21 protein-coding genes and 1 tRNA gene are annotated in these 18,265 nt (G+C 65.5%); 6 read left to right on the top strand and 16 right to left on the bottom strand.

Going from position 1 to position 18,265, the window contains the following annotated elements; all coding sequences use genetic code 11:
• The 14 genes from C4N9_RS18255 to C4N9_RS18190 form a co-directional block, all read right to left on the bottom strand.
• Positions 1–543 (bottom strand): DsbE family thiol:disulfide interchange protein, encoded by a 543-nt coding sequence (locus tag C4N9_RS18255; RefSeq protein ID WP_109534791.1) that lies wholly within the window; start codon positions 541–543, stop codon positions 1–3.
• 2 nt (positions 544–545) lie between these two features.
• Positions 546–698: a heme exporter protein CcmD gene (gene ccmD, locus C4N9_RS18250; RefSeq protein WP_109534790.1), complete on the bottom strand. Its 153-nt coding sequence runs from the start codon at positions 696–698 to the stop codon at positions 546–548.
• Positions 698–1,432 (bottom strand): heme ABC transporter permease, encoded by a 735-nt coding sequence (locus C4N9_RS18245; RefSeq protein WP_109534789.1) that lies wholly within the window; start codon positions 1,430–1,432, stop codon positions 698–700. The genes ccmD and C4N9_RS18245 overlap by 1 nt, the downstream gene beginning before the upstream one ends.
• A gap of 65 nt (positions 1,433–1,497) precedes the next feature.
• A complete protein-coding gene (ccmB, locus tag C4N9_RS18240; RefSeq protein WP_109534788.1) occupies positions 1,498–2,154 on the bottom strand; it encodes a heme exporter protein CcmB in 657 nt (218 codons plus the stop codon).
• Positions 2,151–2,789, bottom strand: a complete 639-nt coding sequence (ccmA, locus tag C4N9_RS18235; RefSeq protein ID WP_109534787.1) for a heme ABC exporter ATP-binding protein CcmA — start codon at positions 2,787–2,789, stop codon at positions 2,151–2,153. Before ccmA ends, ccmB begins: the two co-directional genes overlap by 4 nt.
• 207 nt (positions 2,790–2,996) lie before the next feature.
• Positions 2,997–4,358: a glutamine synthetase family protein gene (locus C4N9_RS18230; RefSeq protein WP_109534786.1), complete on the bottom strand. Its 1,362-nt coding sequence runs from the start codon at positions 4,356–4,358 to the stop codon at positions 2,997–2,999.
• 34 nt (positions 4,359–4,392) lie between these two features.
• Positions 4,393–5,091 carry a type 1 glutamine amidotransferase gene (locus tag C4N9_RS18225; protein WP_109534785.1) on the bottom strand — a complete coding sequence of 233 codons (699 nt, stop codon included), beginning with the start codon at positions 5,089–5,091 and terminating at the stop codon, positions 4,393–4,395.
• 7 nt (positions 5,092–5,098) lie between these two features.
• The gene (locus C4N9_RS18220; RefSeq protein ID WP_109534784.1) at positions 5,099–6,433 is read right to left on the bottom strand and encodes a glutamine synthetase family protein; all 1,335 of its coding nucleotides are present in this window, start codon (positions 6,431–6,433) and stop codon (positions 5,099–5,101) included.
• Between the two features lie 3 nt (positions 6,434–6,436).
• Positions 6,437–7,276, bottom strand: a complete 840-nt coding sequence (locus tag C4N9_RS18215) for an ABC transporter permease (protein ID WP_109534783.1) — start codon at positions 7,274–7,276, stop codon at positions 6,437–6,439.
• A complete protein-coding gene (locus C4N9_RS18210; RefSeq protein ID WP_109534782.1) occupies positions 7,273–8,154 on the bottom strand; it encodes an ABC transporter permease in 882 nt (293 codons plus the stop codon). Before C4N9_RS18210 ends, C4N9_RS18215 begins: the two co-directional genes overlap by 4 nt.
• Positions 8,155–8,207: 53 nt before the next feature.
• A complete protein-coding gene (locus C4N9_RS18205; RefSeq protein ID WP_109534781.1) occupies positions 8,208–8,942 on the bottom strand; it encodes a transporter substrate-binding domain-containing protein in 735 nt (244 codons plus the stop codon).
• 48 nt (positions 8,943–8,990) lie between these two features.
• On the bottom strand, positions 8,991–9,800 hold the full coding sequence (locus C4N9_RS18200) for an ABC transporter ATP-binding protein (protein ID WP_109534837.1): 810 nt from the start codon (positions 9,798–9,800) through the stop codon (positions 8,991–8,993).
• 95 nt (positions 9,801–9,895) lie between these two features.
• Positions 9,896–10,564 (bottom strand): rhomboid family intramembrane serine protease, encoded by a 669-nt coding sequence (locus C4N9_RS18195; protein WP_109534780.1) that lies wholly within the window; start codon positions 10,562–10,564, stop codon positions 9,896–9,898.
• Positions 10,565–10,667: 103 nt separating this feature from the next.
• Positions 10,668–11,429 carry a sugar transferase gene (locus C4N9_RS18190; protein WP_245902616.1) on the bottom strand — a complete coding sequence of 254 codons (762 nt, stop codon included), beginning with the start codon at positions 11,427–11,429 and terminating at the stop codon, positions 10,668–10,670.
• Positions 11,430–11,945: 516 nt separating this feature from the next.
• Between C4N9_RS18190 and C4N9_RS18185 the strand changes: the two genes are divergently transcribed.
• The 4 genes from C4N9_RS18185 (at position 11,946) to C4N9_RS18170 (ending at position 16,162) form a co-directional block, all read left to right on the top strand.
• Positions 11,946–12,806: an ExeA family protein gene (locus C4N9_RS18185; protein WP_109534778.1), complete on the top strand. Its 861-nt coding sequence runs from the start codon at positions 11,946–11,948 to the stop codon at positions 12,804–12,806.
• Positions 12,807–12,924: 118 nt separating this feature from the next.
• On the top strand, positions 12,925–14,703 hold the full coding sequence (gene aspS / locus C4N9_RS18180; protein ID WP_109534777.1) for an aspartate--tRNA ligase: 1,779 nt from the start codon (positions 12,925–12,927) through the stop codon (positions 14,701–14,703).
• A gap of 222 nt (positions 14,704–14,925) precedes the next feature.
• Positions 14,926–15,618: a GNAT family N-acetyltransferase gene (locus C4N9_RS18175; protein ID WP_109534776.1), complete on the top strand. Its 693-nt coding sequence runs from the start codon at positions 14,926–14,928 to the stop codon at positions 15,616–15,618.
• A 76-nt stretch (positions 15,619–15,694) separates the two neighbouring features.
• Entirely contained in the window at positions 15,695–16,162 is a 468-nt protein-coding gene (locus C4N9_RS18170; protein WP_109534775.1) for a DUF1203 domain-containing protein, read from the top strand.
• Between the two features lie 36 nt (positions 16,163–16,198).
• Here C4N9_RS18170 and C4N9_RS18165 read toward each other — a convergent pair whose 3' ends face one another.
• Together C4N9_RS18165 and C4N9_RS18160 are read right to left on the bottom strand one after the other, a co-directional pair.
• Positions 16,199–16,663 carry a disulfide bond formation protein B gene (locus C4N9_RS18165; protein ID WP_109534774.1) on the bottom strand — a complete coding sequence of 155 codons (465 nt, stop codon included), beginning with the start codon at positions 16,661–16,663 and terminating at the stop codon, positions 16,199–16,201.
• Positions 16,660–17,238, bottom strand: a complete 579-nt coding sequence (locus C4N9_RS18160) for a YqaA family protein (protein ID WP_109534773.1) — start codon at positions 17,236–17,238, stop codon at positions 16,660–16,662. The genes C4N9_RS18165 and C4N9_RS18160 overlap by 4 nt, the downstream gene beginning before the upstream one ends.
• A gap of 151 nt (positions 17,239–17,389) precedes the next feature.
• Here C4N9_RS18160 and C4N9_RS18155 point away from each other — a divergent pair.
• Positions 17,390–17,475, top strand: a tRNA-Leu gene (locus C4N9_RS18155).
• Positions 17,476–17,674: 199 nt separating this feature from the next.
• Positions 17,675–18,016 carry a zinc ribbon domain-containing protein YjdM gene (locus tag C4N9_RS18150; protein ID WP_109534772.1) on the top strand — a complete coding sequence of 114 codons (342 nt, stop codon included), beginning with the start codon at positions 17,675–17,677 and terminating at the stop codon, positions 18,014–18,016.
• Positions 18,017–18,265 lie beyond the last annotated feature (249 nt).

Below are 18,265 nucleotides of genomic sequence, written 5' to 3'. Positions count from 1 at the left end.
TCAGCTTGCGCCGCCCTGCGCGCGTTCGATCACCGGACGCAGGCGCTCCTCAACGATCTCGTCGGTGATCGGGCCGGCATGGCGCATCAGGATATTGCCCTCGCCGTCGATCACGAAGGTTTCGGGCAGCCCGACCACGCCCCAGTCCAGCCCCGTCCGCGCGCGCGGATCGGCGCCGATGGCGGTGAAGGGGTTGCCCAGCTCGTCAAGGAAATCCATCGCCCGGTCGGGTTCGTCGCGGTAATTGACGCCCAGCACGGTGATCCCCTCTTCTGCCAGCGCCTCGACCACCGGGGCCTCGGCGCGGCAGGGCGGGCACCACGAAGCCCAGAAATTCACCAGTGTCACCTCGCCCGAGCGCAGCATGTCGTCGGTGAAAAGCGGCAGGTCTTCGAGCTGCGCCAACTCGACCGTGGGCGCGGGATGGCCGGCCCGGGCCGAGGGCAGGTCATCGCGGTCTTCGCGGAAATTGCCGACCGCGACGAAGGCCACGAAACCGGCCAGCAGCAGCGGGGGCAGGACAAGGAGCGGGTTGATCTTCATGGTCAGCCTCGGATGTGGCGGGCCTCCAGATCGGCCAGCGCGCGCTTGACGCGCTTCGAGCGGATCCAGGTGCCGAGAATAAGCAGGGCCAGGACGCCCAGCGACAGGGCATAGGCAAGCAGGATTTCGGTGGCGTAGTTTCCAAGATCGGGCATCAGGCGCGGGCTCTCTCACGGGTCAGCAGGGCACGGGCGCGGCGGGCGCGGATCTCGGTCCGGGTGCCGGCCAGCACCAGCGCAAGGAACAACAGCCCGAAGCCGATCATGCACAGGTATAGCGGCATCCGATAGCTCAGATCCATCCGCTCGCCCGGCGCGACCGACAGCGACGCGCCCTGGTGCAGACCCTGGTTCCAGAAAATCGCCGCATAGCGCGACAGGACGGCAAAGACCGACCCCACGAGGCACAGCACCGAGGTCAGGTCGGCGGCGGTGTCCGGATCGTCGATGGCCGACCACAGCGCGATATAGCCCAGATAGAACAGGAACAGGATCAGGAACGAGGTCAGGCGCGGATCCCAGGCCCACCAGGTCCCCCACATCGGCTGGCCCCAGATCGCGCCGGTCAGAAGCGCGATCAGCGTCATCGCCGCACCGACAGGCGCGGCGGCCTTGGCGGCCAGCGCGCTGACATGGTGGCGCCGGATCAGCCAGATGAGCGAGGCGATCAGCATCATCGCCCAGGCATTGATCGCCATCAGCGCCGAGGGGACATGCAGGAAGATGATCTTGACCGAGGCGCCCATGCGGTAATCCTCGGCGGTAAAGAACAGCCCCCAGATCAGCCCGGCCCCGATCAGCGCGGCCGCCAGCACGGCGCTCAGCGGCATCAGCCAGCCCGAGAGCCGCATGAACTTGACCGGATTCGCGTATTCCCAGAGCGATGCCATGCGGTTGTCCTAATGTGAGCCGGGGCGGGCCTCAACCCACGCCCGCGTGATATGCCTGAGGCAGGTTAACGCAGGTTGATCCTGAGCGCGAAGGCCGCCGCAAAGGGCAACAGCGCCACCGATCCGGCGGTGATGCCCGCAAGCAGCAGCAGCGGGGTCACGGCATCCAGCCCCTGCGCCGCCCGCGTCACCGCCTGCGCGCCGAAAACCAGCGTCGGCATGTAGAGCGGCAGCACCAGAAGCGACATCAGCAACCCGCCGCGCTTCAGCCCCACGGTCAGCGCCGCGCCGAAGGCGCCGATCATGCTGAGCGCGGGCGTGCCAAGGACAAGCGAGACGATCAGCACCCCGAAACCCGGTGTGGCAAGGTTCAGCAGGATCGCCAGCACCGGGGCGGCCAGCGCCAGGGGCAGGCCCGTGGTGATCCAGTGCGCCAGCGCCTTGATCGCCACCACGCCCTCCAGCGGGATGGGCGAGGTCGCCAGCAGGTCGAGCGAGCCATCCTCGTGATCCAGCGCAAAGATCCGGTCGAGCGACAAGAGGCAGGCCAGCAGCGCGCCCACCCACAGGATGCCGGGCGCGATCAGGCCCAGCGTTGCCGGATCGGGCCCCACGCCCAGCGGCACCAGCACGGCGAGGATCAGGAAAAACCCCAGCCCCAGCCCGAAGCCGCCGCCCGCGCGAAAGGCCAGCCGCAGGTCGCGGATCAGAAGCGCGATCACAGGAAGGCGCCCCCGTTGTCCCCGTCGAAGCCGCCGAAACCCAGATCGGCGGGGATCGCGGCCTTGTAGGGGGACAGGTCCAGCAGCCGCGCCTCGGGCAGGCCCAGGTCGATATGCGTGGCCAGAAGCGCAGCGCCGCCCGTGGCCAGATGCGCGCGCACGACGCCAGCAAACAGCGCGACCGAGGCCGCGTCCAGCGACACGGTCGGCTCGTCCAGCACCCAAAGCCAGCGCCCCGTCACCATCAGCCGCGCCAGCCCCAGCCGCCGTTTCTGCCCGGCCGAAAGATGCTGCGCCTGCCTGTCCGCCAGATCCTGCAGGTTCATCGCCTCCAGCGCCGGCCCCACCTCGCGAAGGCCGTGGATCGCGGCCCAGAACGCCAGGTTCTCGCGCACCGTCAGCGTCGATTTCAGCCCGTCGGCATGGGCGGCATAGGCCATCTGCTCGGGCGGGCAGGAAATCTCGCCCGCCAGCGCGGGCTGCAAACCCGCCAGCGTGCGCAACAGCGTGGTCTTGCCCGAACCGTTCGGCCCGCGCAGCACCAGCGCCTCGCCGCGTCCCAGGGCAAAGCTCAGCCCTTCGATCAGGGGCAATCCCCCTCGGGCGCAGGTCAGATCGGTGACACGCAATTCCATGCGACGGGCTTATCCAATCCCGCGCCCCGCTGCCAAGCAAAACCGCGCCCCTGCTTCATTCTGCCCCAAATACTCATTCCGCAGCCGGGCGAAGGTAGACAGTCAACGCCAGCAGGCGACGTCAAACCGGCAACGGCGCCCGCCCGTTTCCGCTTTCCTTGGCGGAAATATTCCGCTGGGGGCAAGGGGGGCGCGAAGCCCCCACATTCACACGTTCAGCAACAGATGCTCGCGTTCCCAGGGCGAAATCACCTGCTGGAACTCGTTGTACTCGTCGCGTTTCACCGCCTCGTAGAGATGGACGAAATCGGGACCCAGCACCTCGACCATCGCCTCGTCGGCGACCAGAAGGTCGATCGCGGCGTTCAGCGTCAGCGGCAATTCGTCCTCGCCCATATAGGCGTTGATGCGGCATTCCGGGCGCGGATCGCGTTTTTCCTTCAGTCCCAGATACCCGCAGGCCAGCGACGCGGCGATGCCCAGATAGGGGTTGCAATCCATCCCCGCCAGCCGGTTCTCGACCCGCCGCGCCTCGGGGCCCGAAATCGGCACGCGGATGCCGGTGGTGCGGTTGTCGCGGCCCCATTCCAGGTTGATCGGCGCGGCGAAGTCGGGGACGTAGCGGCGATAGCTGTTCACATAGGGCGCGAGCAGCGCCACGGCGGCGGGCAGGTGGTTCTGCATGCCCGCGATGAAATGCAGGAAGGCGGGCGTTTCGCGCCCCTCCGCATCCGAGAAGATGTTCTTGCCGGTTTTCAGGTCCACCACCGAGTGATGGATATGCATGGCCGAGCCGGGCTCGCCCTCGATCGGCTTCGCCATGAAGGTGGCGAAGCAATCGTGGCGCAGCGCGGCCTCCCGGATCATGCGCTTGAAATAGAAGATGTGATCGGCCAGATCGACCGGGTTGCCATGGGCCAGGTTGATCTCGACCTGACCCGCGCCGCCTTCCTGCAGGATGCCGTCGATTTCCAGCCCCATCGCCTCGGCGAAGTCGTAGACGTCGTCGATCACCTTGCCGTATTCGTCCACGGCCGACATCGAATAGGCCTGTTTCGCCGCCGCCTTGCGTCCCGAGCGCCCCATCGGGGGGACGATCGGCATGTTGGGATCGATGTTGCGGGCGACGAAATAGAATTCCATCTCGGGCGCCACGACGGGTTTCCAGCCTTCGGCGGCGTAAAGATCCAGCACGCGCTTCAGCACGTTGCGTGGCGCGGTCGGGACGGGTTTGCCGCCCTGAGTCATCGCGTCGTGGATGATCTGCAGCGTGATGTCGGCGGTCCAGGGCGCGGCGGTGGCGGTCGAGAAATCCGGCACCAGCGTCATGTCCGGTTCCTTGTACTCGTCCTCGCCGCCCGGCGCATTCGCCCATTCGCCGGTGATCGTCTGCAGGAAGATCGAGGTCGGCAGGTAGAAATGCGTCTGCTTGTCGAACTTGAAGGCCGGCATCGCCTTGCCGCGTGCGACCCCGGCGATATCGGGCAGGATGCATTCGATCTCGTCCAACCGCCGCCCGGCGAGATATTCGCGGGCCGCGTCGGGGATCTTGGTGGTCCAGTCGTTCATGGAAATATCCTTGGAAACATCCGGGCGCTGCGGATCACGAGGCCGCCCGCGCCCGTGCATCATGCGCCGCGGTGAAAAAGCGGGCAAGCTGGTCGGCAATGCGGTCGCTGTCGGTCTTGCCGCCGAATTTCGCGCGCGCTCGGGTCATCAGGTCATCGGGTACCACGCCCTTGCCGCGCGTGTCGATCAGCCCTTCGATGAAGCCGTCGCCATATTCGGGATGGGCCTGCACCGAATAGCCCAGGTCGCCATAGGCAAGCGCGGCATAGCGGCAGAAGGGCGACGAGGCGATGACCGTCGCGGTGTCGGGCTTTTCGACGACCTGATCCTGATGCCAGGCATTCAGGCGCAGTGTCTCGCCGCCGAAATCGTACTCGGTCTGGCCCACCGACCAGCCGCCCGCGAATTTCTCGACCTTGCCGCCCAGCGCCTGCGCCATGATCTGGTGGCCGAAACAGATCCCCGCGACGGGTATCTTCGCGGCAAAGGCGTCGCGGATGAACTGCTCCAGCGGCGCGATGAAGGGGTAATCTTCGTAGACCCCGTGACGCGATCCGGTGATGAGCCATCCGTCGCAATCGGTGACCGCGTCGGGAAACTCCATCCCGTTCACCCGCCAGCGCGCGAAGGTGAATCCGCGCCCGGCGAGCAATTGCTCGAACATGTCGGGATAGGTCCCGAATTCCGTCAGTTCGGCGGGCGCGTCGCCCGTTTGAAGAATGCCGATTTTCATGTCTGCCTCAGACCGTGTCGAGATAGAGTTCGAGCATTTCCTGCGGCGACATCTCGGCCATGTAGCGCAGCTCCTGGCGCTTGGTGCGCACCAGGTTCTCGATCAGCTGCGGGGCAAAGATGCGGGCCATTTCAGGGCTGCTTTCGAACGCGTCGATCGCATCTTGCCACTTTGTCGGCATCTGCGGAAGGTCGAGGTCATAGGCATTGCCGGTGATCGGCGCGGGCGGGGTCAGCCCGTCCTCGATCCCCAGAAGCGCCGCGCCCAGAACCCCGGCCATCATCAGGTAGGGGTTGATGTCGCCCCCGGCCACGCGATGCTCGATGCGCCGCGCCTTGAAGCTGCCCGAGGGGATGCGCACGGCGGCCGTGCGGTTCTCATAGGCCCAGGCGATGCCGGTGGGCGCGTGGCTGCCGGGCGCGAACCGGTCGTAGCTGTTCCAGTGCGGCGCAAGCAGCAGCGTGGTCCCCGGCATCGCCTTCAGGCAGCCCGCGACCGCGTGTTTCAGCAGGTCGGACCCGCTGCGCGTGCCGTCGTCGAACAGGTTCGTGCCGTCCTCGTCGGTGACCGAGAAATGCATGTGCATGCCATTGCCGGGCCAGTCCTCGTAGGGTTTGGCCATGAAACTGGCGGCAAAACCGTGCTTGCGGGCAAGGCCCCGCACCAGTTGCTTGAAGAGCCATGTGTCGTCGGCGATCTTCATCACGTTGTCGGAATGCAGCAGGTTCACCTCGAACTGCCCCAGGCCCGCTTCCGAGATCGCCGTGTCGGCGTCGATATCCATCACTTCGCAGGCGTCATAGAGATCGGTGAAGAACCGGTCGAAGGCATCGAGCGCGCGCAGCGCCAGCGTGTCGGCGCCGGGACGCCGCTTGCCCGAACGGGGCGAGGGCGGCACGCGCAGCTCGCGGCCGGAATCGTCGATCAGGTAGAATTCCAGCTCGGTCGCGCAGACCGGGTGCAGGCCCCGGGCATGGAACCGTTCCACCACGCGCGCCAGCGCATGACGGGGGTCACCGTCGAAGGGCGTGCCGTCTTCGTGGAACATCCACAGCGGCATCAGCGCGGTCGGCGCTTCCAGCCACGGCATCGGCATGAAGCCGCGCTCGGTCGGTTTGAGCACCCCGTCGGCGTCGCCCGAATCGAATACGAGCGGGCTGTCTTCGATATCCTCGCCCCAGATGTCGAGGTTCATCACCGAGTAGGGGAAACGCGTACCCTCGTCGACGACCTTGTCTGCGAAGCGCGACGGGACGCGCTTGCCACGGGCTTGCCCGTTAAGGTCGACGGCGGCGATACGGATGGTTTTGACGTCGGGGTGATGGCGGAGCCAATCACGCATGGATCACCTGATATATTGGGGACGGAACCGGAGCCGGGCACGCGCCGCCCGCGGAAGATGCCGGTTCAGTCTCCGATTGACCACGCCGAACAGCCCGATCACCCCCAGCGTCAGCAGGATGAAATACATCCCCACCAGCGGATAGGCGATGAACGGGTTGAAGGTCTGCGCGGCGAAATAGTTCGCGTAGTAAAGGGCGTCGCCCATCTGCTGCCAGGCCGGGAAGGCCGAGAAGAACACCAGGGTCGTGGCGTGCAGCAGGAAGATCGCCTCGTTGGTGTAGCTGGGCCAGGCAAGGCGCAGCATGGTCGGGAAGGTGATGCGGCGGAACTTGGTCCAGCCGGCCAACCCGTAGGCATCGGCGGCCTCGAGATCCCCCTTGGGGATGGATTTGAGGGCGCCGAAGAAGATCTCGGCGGTATAGGCCGAGGTATTGAGAAACAGCACGAACAGCGCGCCCGCCCAGGCGCGGGTCATCCATTGCGTGTCCATGGTGATCGGCCCGATCTCGATGCCCGCGCGGGGCAGCAGGACCAGCGCCTCGTAGACGAAGAAGAACTGCACGAACAGTGGCGAGCCCCGGAAAAGGAAGACGAAGGCTTCGGCCGGGCGCGACAGCCAGCGGCTGGGGCTGGTCTTGCCCAGGGCCACGGCAACGGCCAGGAAAAAGCCGAAGAACAGGGCGAGCACGGCGAAATAGACGTTCCAGATCAGGCCCGAGGCGATCAGGAAGACCTGATCGCAGAAATTGATCTCAAGCCCGCGCGGCAGCAGCCGGTCGCCGAAATCGCGTCCCAACGCACGCAGGATGAGACCGTTGAAGCTTTCTGCGCAACTGCTCATGCGGGCGCCTTTCTGAGCGCTTCGCCCCCCGCCGTGGCCTGTCCGTGGTTGAGCCGCACCATCAGCCGGTCAAAGACCTTCTGGCTGACCCAGGTGAGCGTCAGGTAGAAAGCCAGCACGCCCAGGAAATACCAGACCCGCCAGTCGGGATGGGTATAGGCGTAGTGCCCGGTTTTCTGCCCGCCCAGCTCGCGCGCCCAGAACACCACGTCCTGAATGCCCAGAAGGAACAAAAGCGGCGTGGCCTTGGTCAGGATCATCCACAGGTTGGAGAGGCCGGGCAGGGCATAGACCCACATCTGCGGCAGCAGCACCCGGCGAAAGGTCTGGCCCTGCGTCATGCCGTAGGCCTCGGCGGTTTCAAGCTGCGCGCGCGGGACCGCGTTCATGGCCCCGTTGAGCGTGTTCGCGGCAAAGGCGCCGAAGACCAGCGCGAAGGCGATCAGGGCCAGCGTGAAGCCCCAGACATCGTGCATCCAGGCCGGATCCGAGGCGAGCGGCATCTTCGCCGCTTGGCAGACGATGAAATCGTTGCCCTGCCGGATCGGCTGATCCCAGTCGGGGCAAAGGATCTTGTGGCGCAGAAACTCGACGCCCTGGTCGATGGCGAACGGGACGAACAGAAAGAAGATGACGTCGGGAATGCCGCGCACCATCGACACGTAGACGGTGCCGACCCCGCGCAGCGCCGCATTCCCCGAACGCACCGCCAGCGCGCCCAGAAAGCCCATGCCCAGCGCCAAAGGTGCCGCCAGCGCAAGCAGCAGCAGCACGACCAGCACCGACCGGTAGAGCGCGAAATGCGAGCCGGTGGTTAGGTAGCAGGCCATCCATTGCCAGTCGGGCAGGACAGACGGATCAGCACAGAAGGAAAACATCGGGCACCGGCGATAGGCCCTTCGCGGCGGACGCGAAGGGCCGGGCTGTCAGATCATTCGAACTGCGGCACCTCGTCGCCGAACCATTCCACCAGCATCGCGTTGAGCGTGCCATCGGCCTTCATCTCGTCGAGGGCCGCGTTGAAGGTCGCCTGCAGCTCGGTATCCGACTGGCGCAGGCCGATCGACACGCCGGCACCCGGCGAGGGCACGGTGGCCAGGAATTCCAGCTCGCCGCCGGATTCGGTGACATAGGTCATCAGGAAGTCGCGGTCGGCCAGCACCGCATCGGCGGTGCCGTTGCGCACGGCGGCGATGGTCTCGTCGGCGGTCGGGAACTCGATCAGCGTGGCCGAGGTATCGGCGACCATGCCCGATTGCATCGTGTTCGACTGCGCGGCGATCACGCCCTCTTCCATGACCGACGGATCGGTGCCCGCCAGCGCCATATAGGCCGAGGGATCGGGCAGTTTGTAGGGATCCGAGAACATGATCACCTCGGCGCGTTCGGGCGTGGCGTTCATCCCGGCCATGATCGCGTCGTAGTTCCCGCCGACCAGGTTGGGGATGATCGAATCCCAGTCGTTCTGCACCCATTCGCAGGTCAGACCGGCGCGTTCGCACAGCGCGTTGCCAAGATCGATCTCGAAACCGACCAGCGCGTTTGATTCATCGATGTAGTTATACGGCGGATAGGCGCCCTCGGTGCCAAGACGGACGATATCCTGCGCCAGCGCGCCGGTCGCGGCAAAGGCGAGCGTGGCGGCGGAAAGGAGAAGTTTCTTCATTTTTGATTACCTCTGTTGGACTTGGGTTCTTTTTTGTTTTGTTTGCCCTCAGCCCGACTGCGTCGCGCTGAGGAATTGCTGCAGGCGCGCGGATTTGGGCGCCCCGAACAGCTCTGCCGGCGGCCCTTCTTCTTCGATCAGGCCCTGATGCAGGAAGATGACGTGATCGGACACGTCATTGGCCAGCCGCATGTCGTGGGTGACGATGATCATCGTGCGCCCCTCGTCGGCCAGCGCCTTGATGACACGCACCACTTCCTGCTCCAGCTCGGGGTCCAGCGCCGAGGTCGGCTCGTCGAACAGAAGCGCGCGGGGTTCCATGCACAGCGCGCGGGCGATGGCGGCGCGCTGTTGCTGGCCCCCCGACATCTGCGCCGGGTACACGTCGCACTTGTCGCCGATCCCCACCTTGTCCAGAAGCGCGCGCGCGCGCTTCTCAACCGTGGCCTTGTCCTGTTTCAGCACGGTGACGGGGGCTTCCATCACGTTCTGCAGAACGGTCATGTGCGACCACAGATTGAAGTTCTGGAACACCATGGCAAGGTTGGTGCGGATCCGCGCGACCTGCGCGCGGTCCGCCGGGTGGCGGTTCAGCCCGGTGCCGCGCCAATGGACGCTTTCGCCCTCGAAGATGATGTCGCCCTGCTGGCTGTCTTCCAGCAGGTTGCAGCACCGCAGCAAGGTCGACTTGCCGGACCCGGACGACCCGATGAGCGAAATCACCTGCCCCGGCATCGCCTTGACGTCCACGCCCTTGAGCACCTCGAGCGACCCATAGGCCTTGTGCAATCCGTTGATCGCGATGACCGGAACGGAGGCATCGGCCCCTCTCGGACCGGGTTCGGGCGGGGCAGTCAGGGTTTCGGCGGTCACGCAGGCTCCGTCAATATTTGATCATATTTTGCAGTAGGGCGCATTTCGATCTTTAATGCAACGGTCTATTGACGATTCTGTCAACGGTCGCGCAGATCCGGCCGTGCCCGGTGGCCAGGGGTCGGGGTCACGATCCGCGCCAGCAGCGCGCCGGTCAAGAAACCGCCCAGATGTGCCTCCCAGGCAAGCATCCCGCTGACGAGAAACCACAGAAGCACGTTCATCACCGCCAGGCCGATCATCAGGCGGATCGGCTGGTCGATGGACAGGCCGATCTTGCGGCGGACCTGGATGTCCCAGAAAATCGTCATGCCGAAGAAGCCGAACACCGCGCCCGAGGCCCCCAGCATGGGCTGTTCCGAGCCGTTCAGCAGCCAATAGCCCGCCGCGCCGCCGATCGCGCAGAGCGCAAAGGCCAGCAGGAAGCCGCCCTGTCCCAGCCGGGCCACCGATTGCCGGCCCAGATGCAGGAGCAGCAGCATGTTGAACGCCATGTGCAGAAAACCGCCATGCAGGAACGCATAGCTGAGGAACATGGTGACGCGCTGGCCGGGAAAGACCGGCTCCCATCCGGCCAGCAGGCCGGGCCAGAAGGCGCCGTGCACGATGGCCACCCGCCGCAGGCTGTCGAACTGCAGGAACGGCATCTCGGCCAGCGTGAACGCGATTTCCAGCAATGCGCACAGGCCCACGAGTCCCAGGACAACCGGGGCGGGGCGGGTCACGCTGGCGCGGAAATTCTGGGTCATGGCGAAGGGATGGCAGCAGCCATGCCCGACCGCAAGATGAAAGCGGCGGGACCGGCCGGGTTTCGTAGGGTCCGAAGGCCTCGCGTGGCCGGCCGTCTGCCGCTCAGTAGCCCGTGGCGCGCAGGATCGACCTGACGGTCGCCACCATGATCTTCAGATCGCCCCACAGTGACACCCGCTCGGCATAGCGCAGGTCGATCGCGGCACGCAGGGCGAAGCTGTCCTCGTTGCGCGCCGTCACCTGCCACAGGCCGGTGATGCCCGGACGCAGGCCCAGATAGGCGGGCGGATGGGCGTAGATCGCCATCTGCTGCGGCAGCATAGGGCGCGGGCCGACAAGGCTCATGTCGCCCTTGAGGACGTTCAGAAGCTGCGGCAGCTCGTCCATCGAGGTCTTGCGCAACAGGCGGCCCAGCGGCGTGATGCGGGGATCGCGCTTCAGCTTCTGCGTCAGGTCCCATTCGGCGCGCATGGCGGGATCGCGGTCGAGATACTCGACCAGCCGCGCCGAGGCATCGGGCACCATCGAGCGCAGCTTGTACATGCGGAAATGCCGCCCGTGCCGGCCCAGACGCTCTTGCGTGTAGAAGGGGTTGCCGCCTTCGATCCACAACAGAGCCGCCAGCAGGGCCAAGACGGGCGCGGCCAGCAGCAGGGCGACACTTGCCAAGACAACATCCAGCAGGCGCTTGCCCGTTTCGGCATAGTCGCCGGCCAGCGCGGGAAGAAGCTCGGCAGGATTTGCGTCGCCCGGGGAGGCGGATACGGTCGGCCTTTGGCTCCAGTCCTGCAAAGCGTAGTTTGCGGGCATCGGATTCAGGTCGACTCCGGTGAAGTCGGGTAGTGCACGATAGTGCAGGGTCATGGCAGCGCCCAGAGTTGATATGGTCGAACCTCACCCCCCCAGGCGCTGTCGACGTCGCTAAACCTTCTTTAGCCGTGTTTGTGTCGCGAAAAAAACAAATTGCGGCGAATGCGCCACAATTACGCCCTAAACTGTTTGTTTCCAATTAGGAACCAAGCGGATTGGACGCAAAATGCAAGTTAACTTGCGAACGATTGCAAAATGGGGAGGTGATCGTTCCGTTAAGGGAAACATTGACCTTGCGGAAGGCGCTTTCGATGGTCAGGCGAATGGGGCCGTGTTTGCACGCATAAGCTGAGATTTTGCCACAATTTCGCCCTTTTGTGGTCTCGGCGCCCGAATCACCCGGCCCTGTGGCGCTGCGATGGCGGGAGCGTGGCGTCATTCGGTGCCTGCCCAGAAAGCGCCCCGAGAATTTGGTATTCCGGCCCCACTTCCCCTATATCCCATCGGGAACGCCATCGCTCTGACGGACCAGTCTCAGCGGATCAAGGGCGCAACTAAACCGGAACGGGCATGGCACAGGCGCTGAACTATTACCTTGAGCATTTCGGGCTGCGCGAACGTCCTTTCGCGTTGGCGCCCGATCCCGAATTCCTGTACTGGTCTCCCGAACATCGCGGCGCCTACGCGATGCTGGATTACGGCCTGTCGACCCGCGCGCCGATCACCCTGCTGACGGGCGAGATCGGCGCAGGCAAGACCACGCTTCTGCACCATTTCATCGACGGGCTGGAGGACAGCGTGACGATCGGCATGATCTCGAACGCCCGGCCTGGCGTGAACGACATCATGCGGCGCGTCTGCGCGGCTCTGGGGCTGACGCTGCCGGGCGGGGGCGCGGAAGACGATGCGTTTCCGGCGATTCAGGATTTCCTGCTGGCCGAACATGCGAATGGCAACCGTGTACTTCTGGTCATCGACGAGGCGCAGAACCTCAACCGCGATGCGCTCGAAGACCTGCGGATGCTGACCAATATCAATGCCGGGCGCGACGAGGTGCTTCAGCTTCTGCTGGTGGGCCAGCCCGAGCTGCGCGCGATGGTGCGCCGCCCTGACCTGATCCAGTTCGCGCAGCGCGTCGCGGCAAGCTACCACCTGCCGCGGCTCGATATCGCCTCGACCGGGGGATATATCGCCTCGCGCATCCGTCATGCGGGGGGCAATCCCGGCATCTTCAGCCGTCAGGCCGCCGAGCTGGTCCATCAGGCGACAGACGGGGTGCCGCGGCTGATCAACCAGCTGTGCGACCTGTCGCTGACCTATGCCTATGCCGCCAAGGAGCCGATGGTGAAACGCGATACCGTGGCGCAGGTGCTGCGTGACGGCGTGTTCTTCGGCGCGAGCGACGGCTCCGGCGATGGCGCGCAGGGCTGAGCCTGCGCACGGGGCCGTTTTCGGCGCCTGCACCGTGTGCAAAAGCCGCCGCCCTTGACTTCCACCGCCTGACGCTGTTTCTCCGGGCCGATCCATAGCCCCAGCCCCGGAGTTTCCGATGCACGCCTATCGCAGCCATACCTGTGCCGACCTCAACAAGGCGCATGTCGGCGATACCGTCCGCCTCGCGGGCTGGGTGCACCGCGTGCGCGACCACGGGGGCGTCCTGTTCATCGACCTGCGCGACCATTACGGCATCACACAGGTGCTGGCCGACAGCGACAGCGCGGCGTTCAAGGACCTGGAAAAGGTCCGCTCGGAATGGGTGATCTCGATCGAGGGCAGCGTGAAGGCCCGCGACGAGAGCCTGGTCAACACCAAGATCCCCACGGGCGAGATCGAGGTCTATGCCCGCAAGGTCGAGATCCTGGGCGAGGCGGGCGAATTGCCGCTGCCGGTCTTCGGCGAGCCGGATTATCCCGAAGAGACGCGCCTGACTTACCGCTTTCTGGACCTGCGCCGCGAGACCCTGCATCGCAACATGATGCTGCGCTCGAATGTCGTGCGCTCGATCCGCAACCGGATGTGGAACGAAGGCTTCAACGAGTTCCAGACGCCGATCATCACCGCGTCCAGCCCCGAAGGCGCGCGCGACTTCCTCGTGCCCTCGCGCCTGCATCCGGGCAAGTTCTACGCGCTGCCGCAGGCGCCCCAGCAGTTCAAGCAGCTGATCATGGTGGCGGGCTTCGACAAGTATTTCCAGATCGCGCCGTGTTTCCGCGATGAAGACCCGCGCGCCGACCGCTCGCCCACCGATTTCTACCAGCTGGACGTGGAAATGAGCTTCGTGCGGCAGGAAGACGTCTTCGCCGCCGTGCAGCCGGTCATCCAGGGCGTGTTCGAGGAATTCGGCGGTGGCAAGACGGTCGATCCCGACTGGCCGCTCATCGCCTACAAGGATTCGATGCTGTGGTACGGCTCGGACAAGCCCGACCTGCGCAACCCGATCAAGATGCAGGTCGTGTCCGAGCATTTCGCGGGGTCGGGCTTTGCCATCTTCGCCAAGCTTCTGGAAAACGCGGGCACGCAGATCCGCGCGATCCCGGCGCCGGGCGGCGGTTCGCGCAAGTTCTGCGACCGGATGAACGCTTTCGCGCAACAGCAGGGCCTGCCCGGCATGGGCTATATCTTCTGGCGCAAGGGCGATGAGGGGCTGGAAGCGGCGGGCCCGCTGGCCAAGAATATCGGGCCCGAGCGCACCGAGGCGATCCGCCAGCAGCTGGGTCTGGGCGAGGGCGATGCGGCCTTCTTCCTGGGCGGCAAGCCCGAGCAGTTCGAGGCCGTCGCGGGCCGCGCGCGCACCGAGATCGGGCGCGAGCTGGGCCTGATCGACGAGACCGTGTTCAAATTCGCCTGGATCGTCGATTTCCCGATGTACGAGAAGGATCCCGAAACCGGGACCATCGACTTCAGCCACAACCCGTTCTCTATGCCGCAGGGCGGGATGGAGGCGCTGCAGGGCGATCCGCTCGAGGTGCTGGGCTACCAGTACGACCTGGCCTGCAATGGCTACGAGCTGGTCTCGGGCGCGATCCGGAACCACAAGCCCGAGATCATGTTCAAGGCCTTCGAACTGGCGGGCTACGGCAAGGACGAGGTCGAGAAGCGCTTCGGCGGCATGGTCAAGGCGTTCAAATACGGCGCGCCCCCGCATGGCGGCTGCGCGGCGGGGATCGACCGGATCGTCATGCTCTTGGCCGATACCGCCAATATCCGCGAGGTCATCATGTTCCCGATGAACCAGCGCGCCGAAGACCTGATGATGAACGCGCCCTCGGAAGCCACCAACGAGCAACTGCGCGAGCTGCGCCTGCGGGTGCTGCCGCCGGAGAGCTGATCCCGGGAGCCAGCCGGGCGAGGCGAGGGGGCTGCGCGCCCCCCGGGTTTTTGACAAGAGGCGAGGGGGCTGCGCGCCCCCTCGCGCTCCCCGCGCCAAGGGGGGCTGTCTGCCCCCCTTGGAACCCCCCGAGGATATTTGTGGAACAAAGATGAAGGAACGCGCGCTTTTCCGACGGGATGGCGTGCGCTATCGGTTGGGGATCTGTGAAAGGATCCTGCCATGACCGATCTGTCTTCGTGGTCTCCGCCGCAATTGCCGCCGCGTACCGTCATCGAAGGGCGCTATGTCACGCTGGAGCCGCTGGCGCGCGCGCATGCGGCGGAGCTGTTCGCGGCCTATGCCGAGGATGGCGGCGCGATGTGGGATTACCTTCCGGTCGGGCCCTTCGCGGACCTTGGGGCCTATACCGTGTGGCTTGACGCGGCGCGGCTGGGCTGGGATCCGCTGCATTACGCGGTGCGCATGGAAGACGGGCGGCTGGGCGGCACGCTGAGCCTGATGCGGATCGATCCGCGCGCCGGGTCGGCCGAGGCGGGCTGGCTGACCTTCGCGCCCCGGCTGCAGCGCCGGCGCGAGGCGACCGAGGCGGTTTACCGGCTGATGGAATGGTGCTTTGGGGCGGGTTACCGGCGGTTCGAGTGGAAGTGCCATGCGGCCAACATGCCCTCGCGCCGGGCGGCGCAGCGCTTCGGGCTGAGCTATGAGGGCGTGTTCCGGCAGGCGGGCGTCGTCAAGGGCGGCAATCGTGACACCGCGTGGTACGCGGCGGTCGACCTGGAATGGCCGGCGCTGAAAGCGGCCTATGAGCGCTGGCTCGACCCCGCGAATTTCGACGCGACGGGCGCGCAGAAGCAGCGCCTGTCGGTCCTGACCCGCCCGGTTCTGGCGGCGCGCGATCCGCTGGTGGGGTAGGCGCGATTGCGCAGGATCCGGGTCGCGCCGGGCAGGCGCTTTCAGGAAAACCGGGGGTCCCTGACGGAGAGACCCGATGACCTTCCAGATCCACGCTTTGCCCGAAACCGATTTCGCCCCGCTCTTCGCGCTGACCGACGAGGACCTGGCCGCGCGCCGGATCCGGCGTTCCGTCGTGACGGCCTCGCCCGGGACACCGTGCCGCGTGAGCCTTGAGGATGCCGGGATCGGCGAGCGGGTGTTGTTGCTCAACTACACCCATCAGCCTGCGGCGACCCCCTATCACGCCAGCCACGCGATCTTCGTGCGCGAGGGCGTCATGCAGGCCCGCCCCGCGCCGGGCGCGGTGCCCGCGGTGTTCCTGTCGCGGCTGATCTCGGTCCGGATGTTCGACGGCGGCGACATGATGATCGACGCCGAGGCGGTCGCGGGGCAGGATCTGGGCGCGGCGCTGACACGGTGTTTCGCGGATCCGGCGGTTGCCTATATCCACCTGCATTACGCCAAGCCCGGCTGTTTCGCGGCCTCGGTGCGGCGGGCCTGAGAAACACCGGCCCTGTAGACGCTCTGAATGCGGGGATCAGCGCGCGCGGCGCATCGCCACGATCCAGAGCGCGGCCAGCGCGAAGGACAGGATCGCGTTCCACGACGCCATGGACAGGCCCAGGAGTTCCCAGGCGACATCGGTGCAGCGCACGACCGGCGCGGCCATGATCGCGTCCAGTGCATCCGACGGGCTGAGGCTGGAAATGTCGGCCGTGCCCGAGCAGGCGGTGGGGCCTTCCCACCAGCCGCGCTCGACGCCGGTATGGTAGACACCCAGCGCGCCCGAGGTCGCGGCGGCCAGCGCGCCAAGCGCCATCAGCCAGCGATTGGGGAAGAACAGCACCAGAAGCCCGATGATCACGGCCGCCAGATGCGGCCAGCGCTGTTCGATGCACAGATCGCAGGGCGCGAGGCCGACGACGAACTGGAAATACAGCGCGCCGCCCAAGAGCGCCGCCGAACCAAGCCCCGCAAGCGGGGCGAGCGACCAGTTTTTCACAAGAACCTCACAGCCAGAAAACCGCCGAGGAGCAGTACCACGAAGAGGATCGTCATCAAGCCCAGCCGCCGCTCGATGAATTCACGAATGGGTGCGCCGAAGAAATAGAGCAGCCCGGCCACCAGGAAGAACCGCCCGGCCCGCGCCACGACTGAGGTGACAAGAAAGGTGGTCAGCGGCAGGCCGGTCCAGCCCGACATGATGGTGATGACCTTGTAGGGGAAGGGCGTCAGGCCGGCGATCAGAACCGGCCAGAAATCCATGCTGTTGAAGCGGTCGTTGAATTCGAGCACCGCGTCGCCCTTGCCCAGCGCCTCGAGGATCGGGAAGCCGAGACTGTCGAAGGCCAGTGCGCCGATCGCATAGCCCAGAAGCCCGCCCAGCACCGAGGCCACGGTCGCCACCGTGGCGATCAGGAAGGCACGGCGCGGCGCGGCGATGATCATCGGAATCATCAGCGCGTCGGGCGGGATCGGAAAGACTGAGCTTTCGATGAAGGCGACGATGGCCAGTGCCCAGAGCGCGCGCGGATGCGCGGCAAGCGAGATCGTCCAGTCGTAGAGGGATCGCAGCATGGGGGCTCCGCTCGGGCTGTGCGGTTTTCTGGTGCCCCACCGGGGCGGGGCCGTCAAGGCGGCATCGCCCCGGCCTGCGCATCCTTCGGGCGACGGGATCGCAACCACCCCGTTGACCGCACCGCGCGGGCGGGATAATCCGCATCTGCGTGCCCGAGTGGCGGAACGGTAGACGCAGGGGATTCAAAATCCTCCGCCCTAACGGGTGTGCGAGTTCGAATCTCGCCTCGGGCACCAATTTTCCTCAGATCCCATTGTCGATGCCGTGGTTCCTGCCGTCGGATGACACAGGCCGCTGGTCAGGGGATGACAGCCAATATTGTGCTGGATCGCCAATCACGCCTGCAAGACGCCCGTACGTCTATCGAAGGGGCCTGAGCCAAACACAACACATCTCCGCTGTTCTTCGGACGTTCATCAGGCTAACGACATGCCCATGAGCGATACACTCCCCCCATGTCCCGAATGTTCTTCGACCTATGTCTATCAGGTCGATTCTCTGTTGAACTGCCCCGAATGCGGACACGAATGGGTGCCCGACGCCGACGGGGCCACGGCGTCAACGGTGCGTGACAGCGTCGGGAACGTTCTTGAAGACGGCGATACGGTAACCGTGATCAAGGACCTGAAGGTCAAAGGGTCTTCGACAGTGGTCAAGGTCGGAACCAAGGTTCGCGGCATTCGGCTGGTCGAGGGCGACCACGACATTGATTGCAAGATACCCGGAATTGGCCAGATGAGCCTGAAATCCCAGTTCGTGAAGAAAGTGACGGGATAGACCATTGCGCCCGCCTCGGGCAGGATCCTATCGGTTGAATATCGGAAAACGGCATCGGAAGCCGCCGGCTTCGCCCGGTGTCAGCAAAACCTGCCGGTTGCGCCGATCCCGATAACGGCTGCTCGCTTGAGGTAATCCAAGCCATCGACCCGGTGCTGTCTTCGTTCGGATGCGCTCCTCGGGCGTTTTGCCCAATAAAGTGGCAAGCCGTATCGCGCGAGTTTGGTGCCGGAAATGCACGTTTGGCGA

This window comes from Pararhodobacter marinus, assembly GCF_003122215.1.
Classification (GTDB): domain Bacteria; phylum Pseudomonadota; class Alphaproteobacteria; order Rhodobacterales; family Rhodobacteraceae; genus Pararhodobacter; species Pararhodobacter marinus.
The sequence above is the reverse complement of the archived record's forward strand: the minus strand, read 5'-3'. Positions and strand labels throughout refer to the sequence as shown.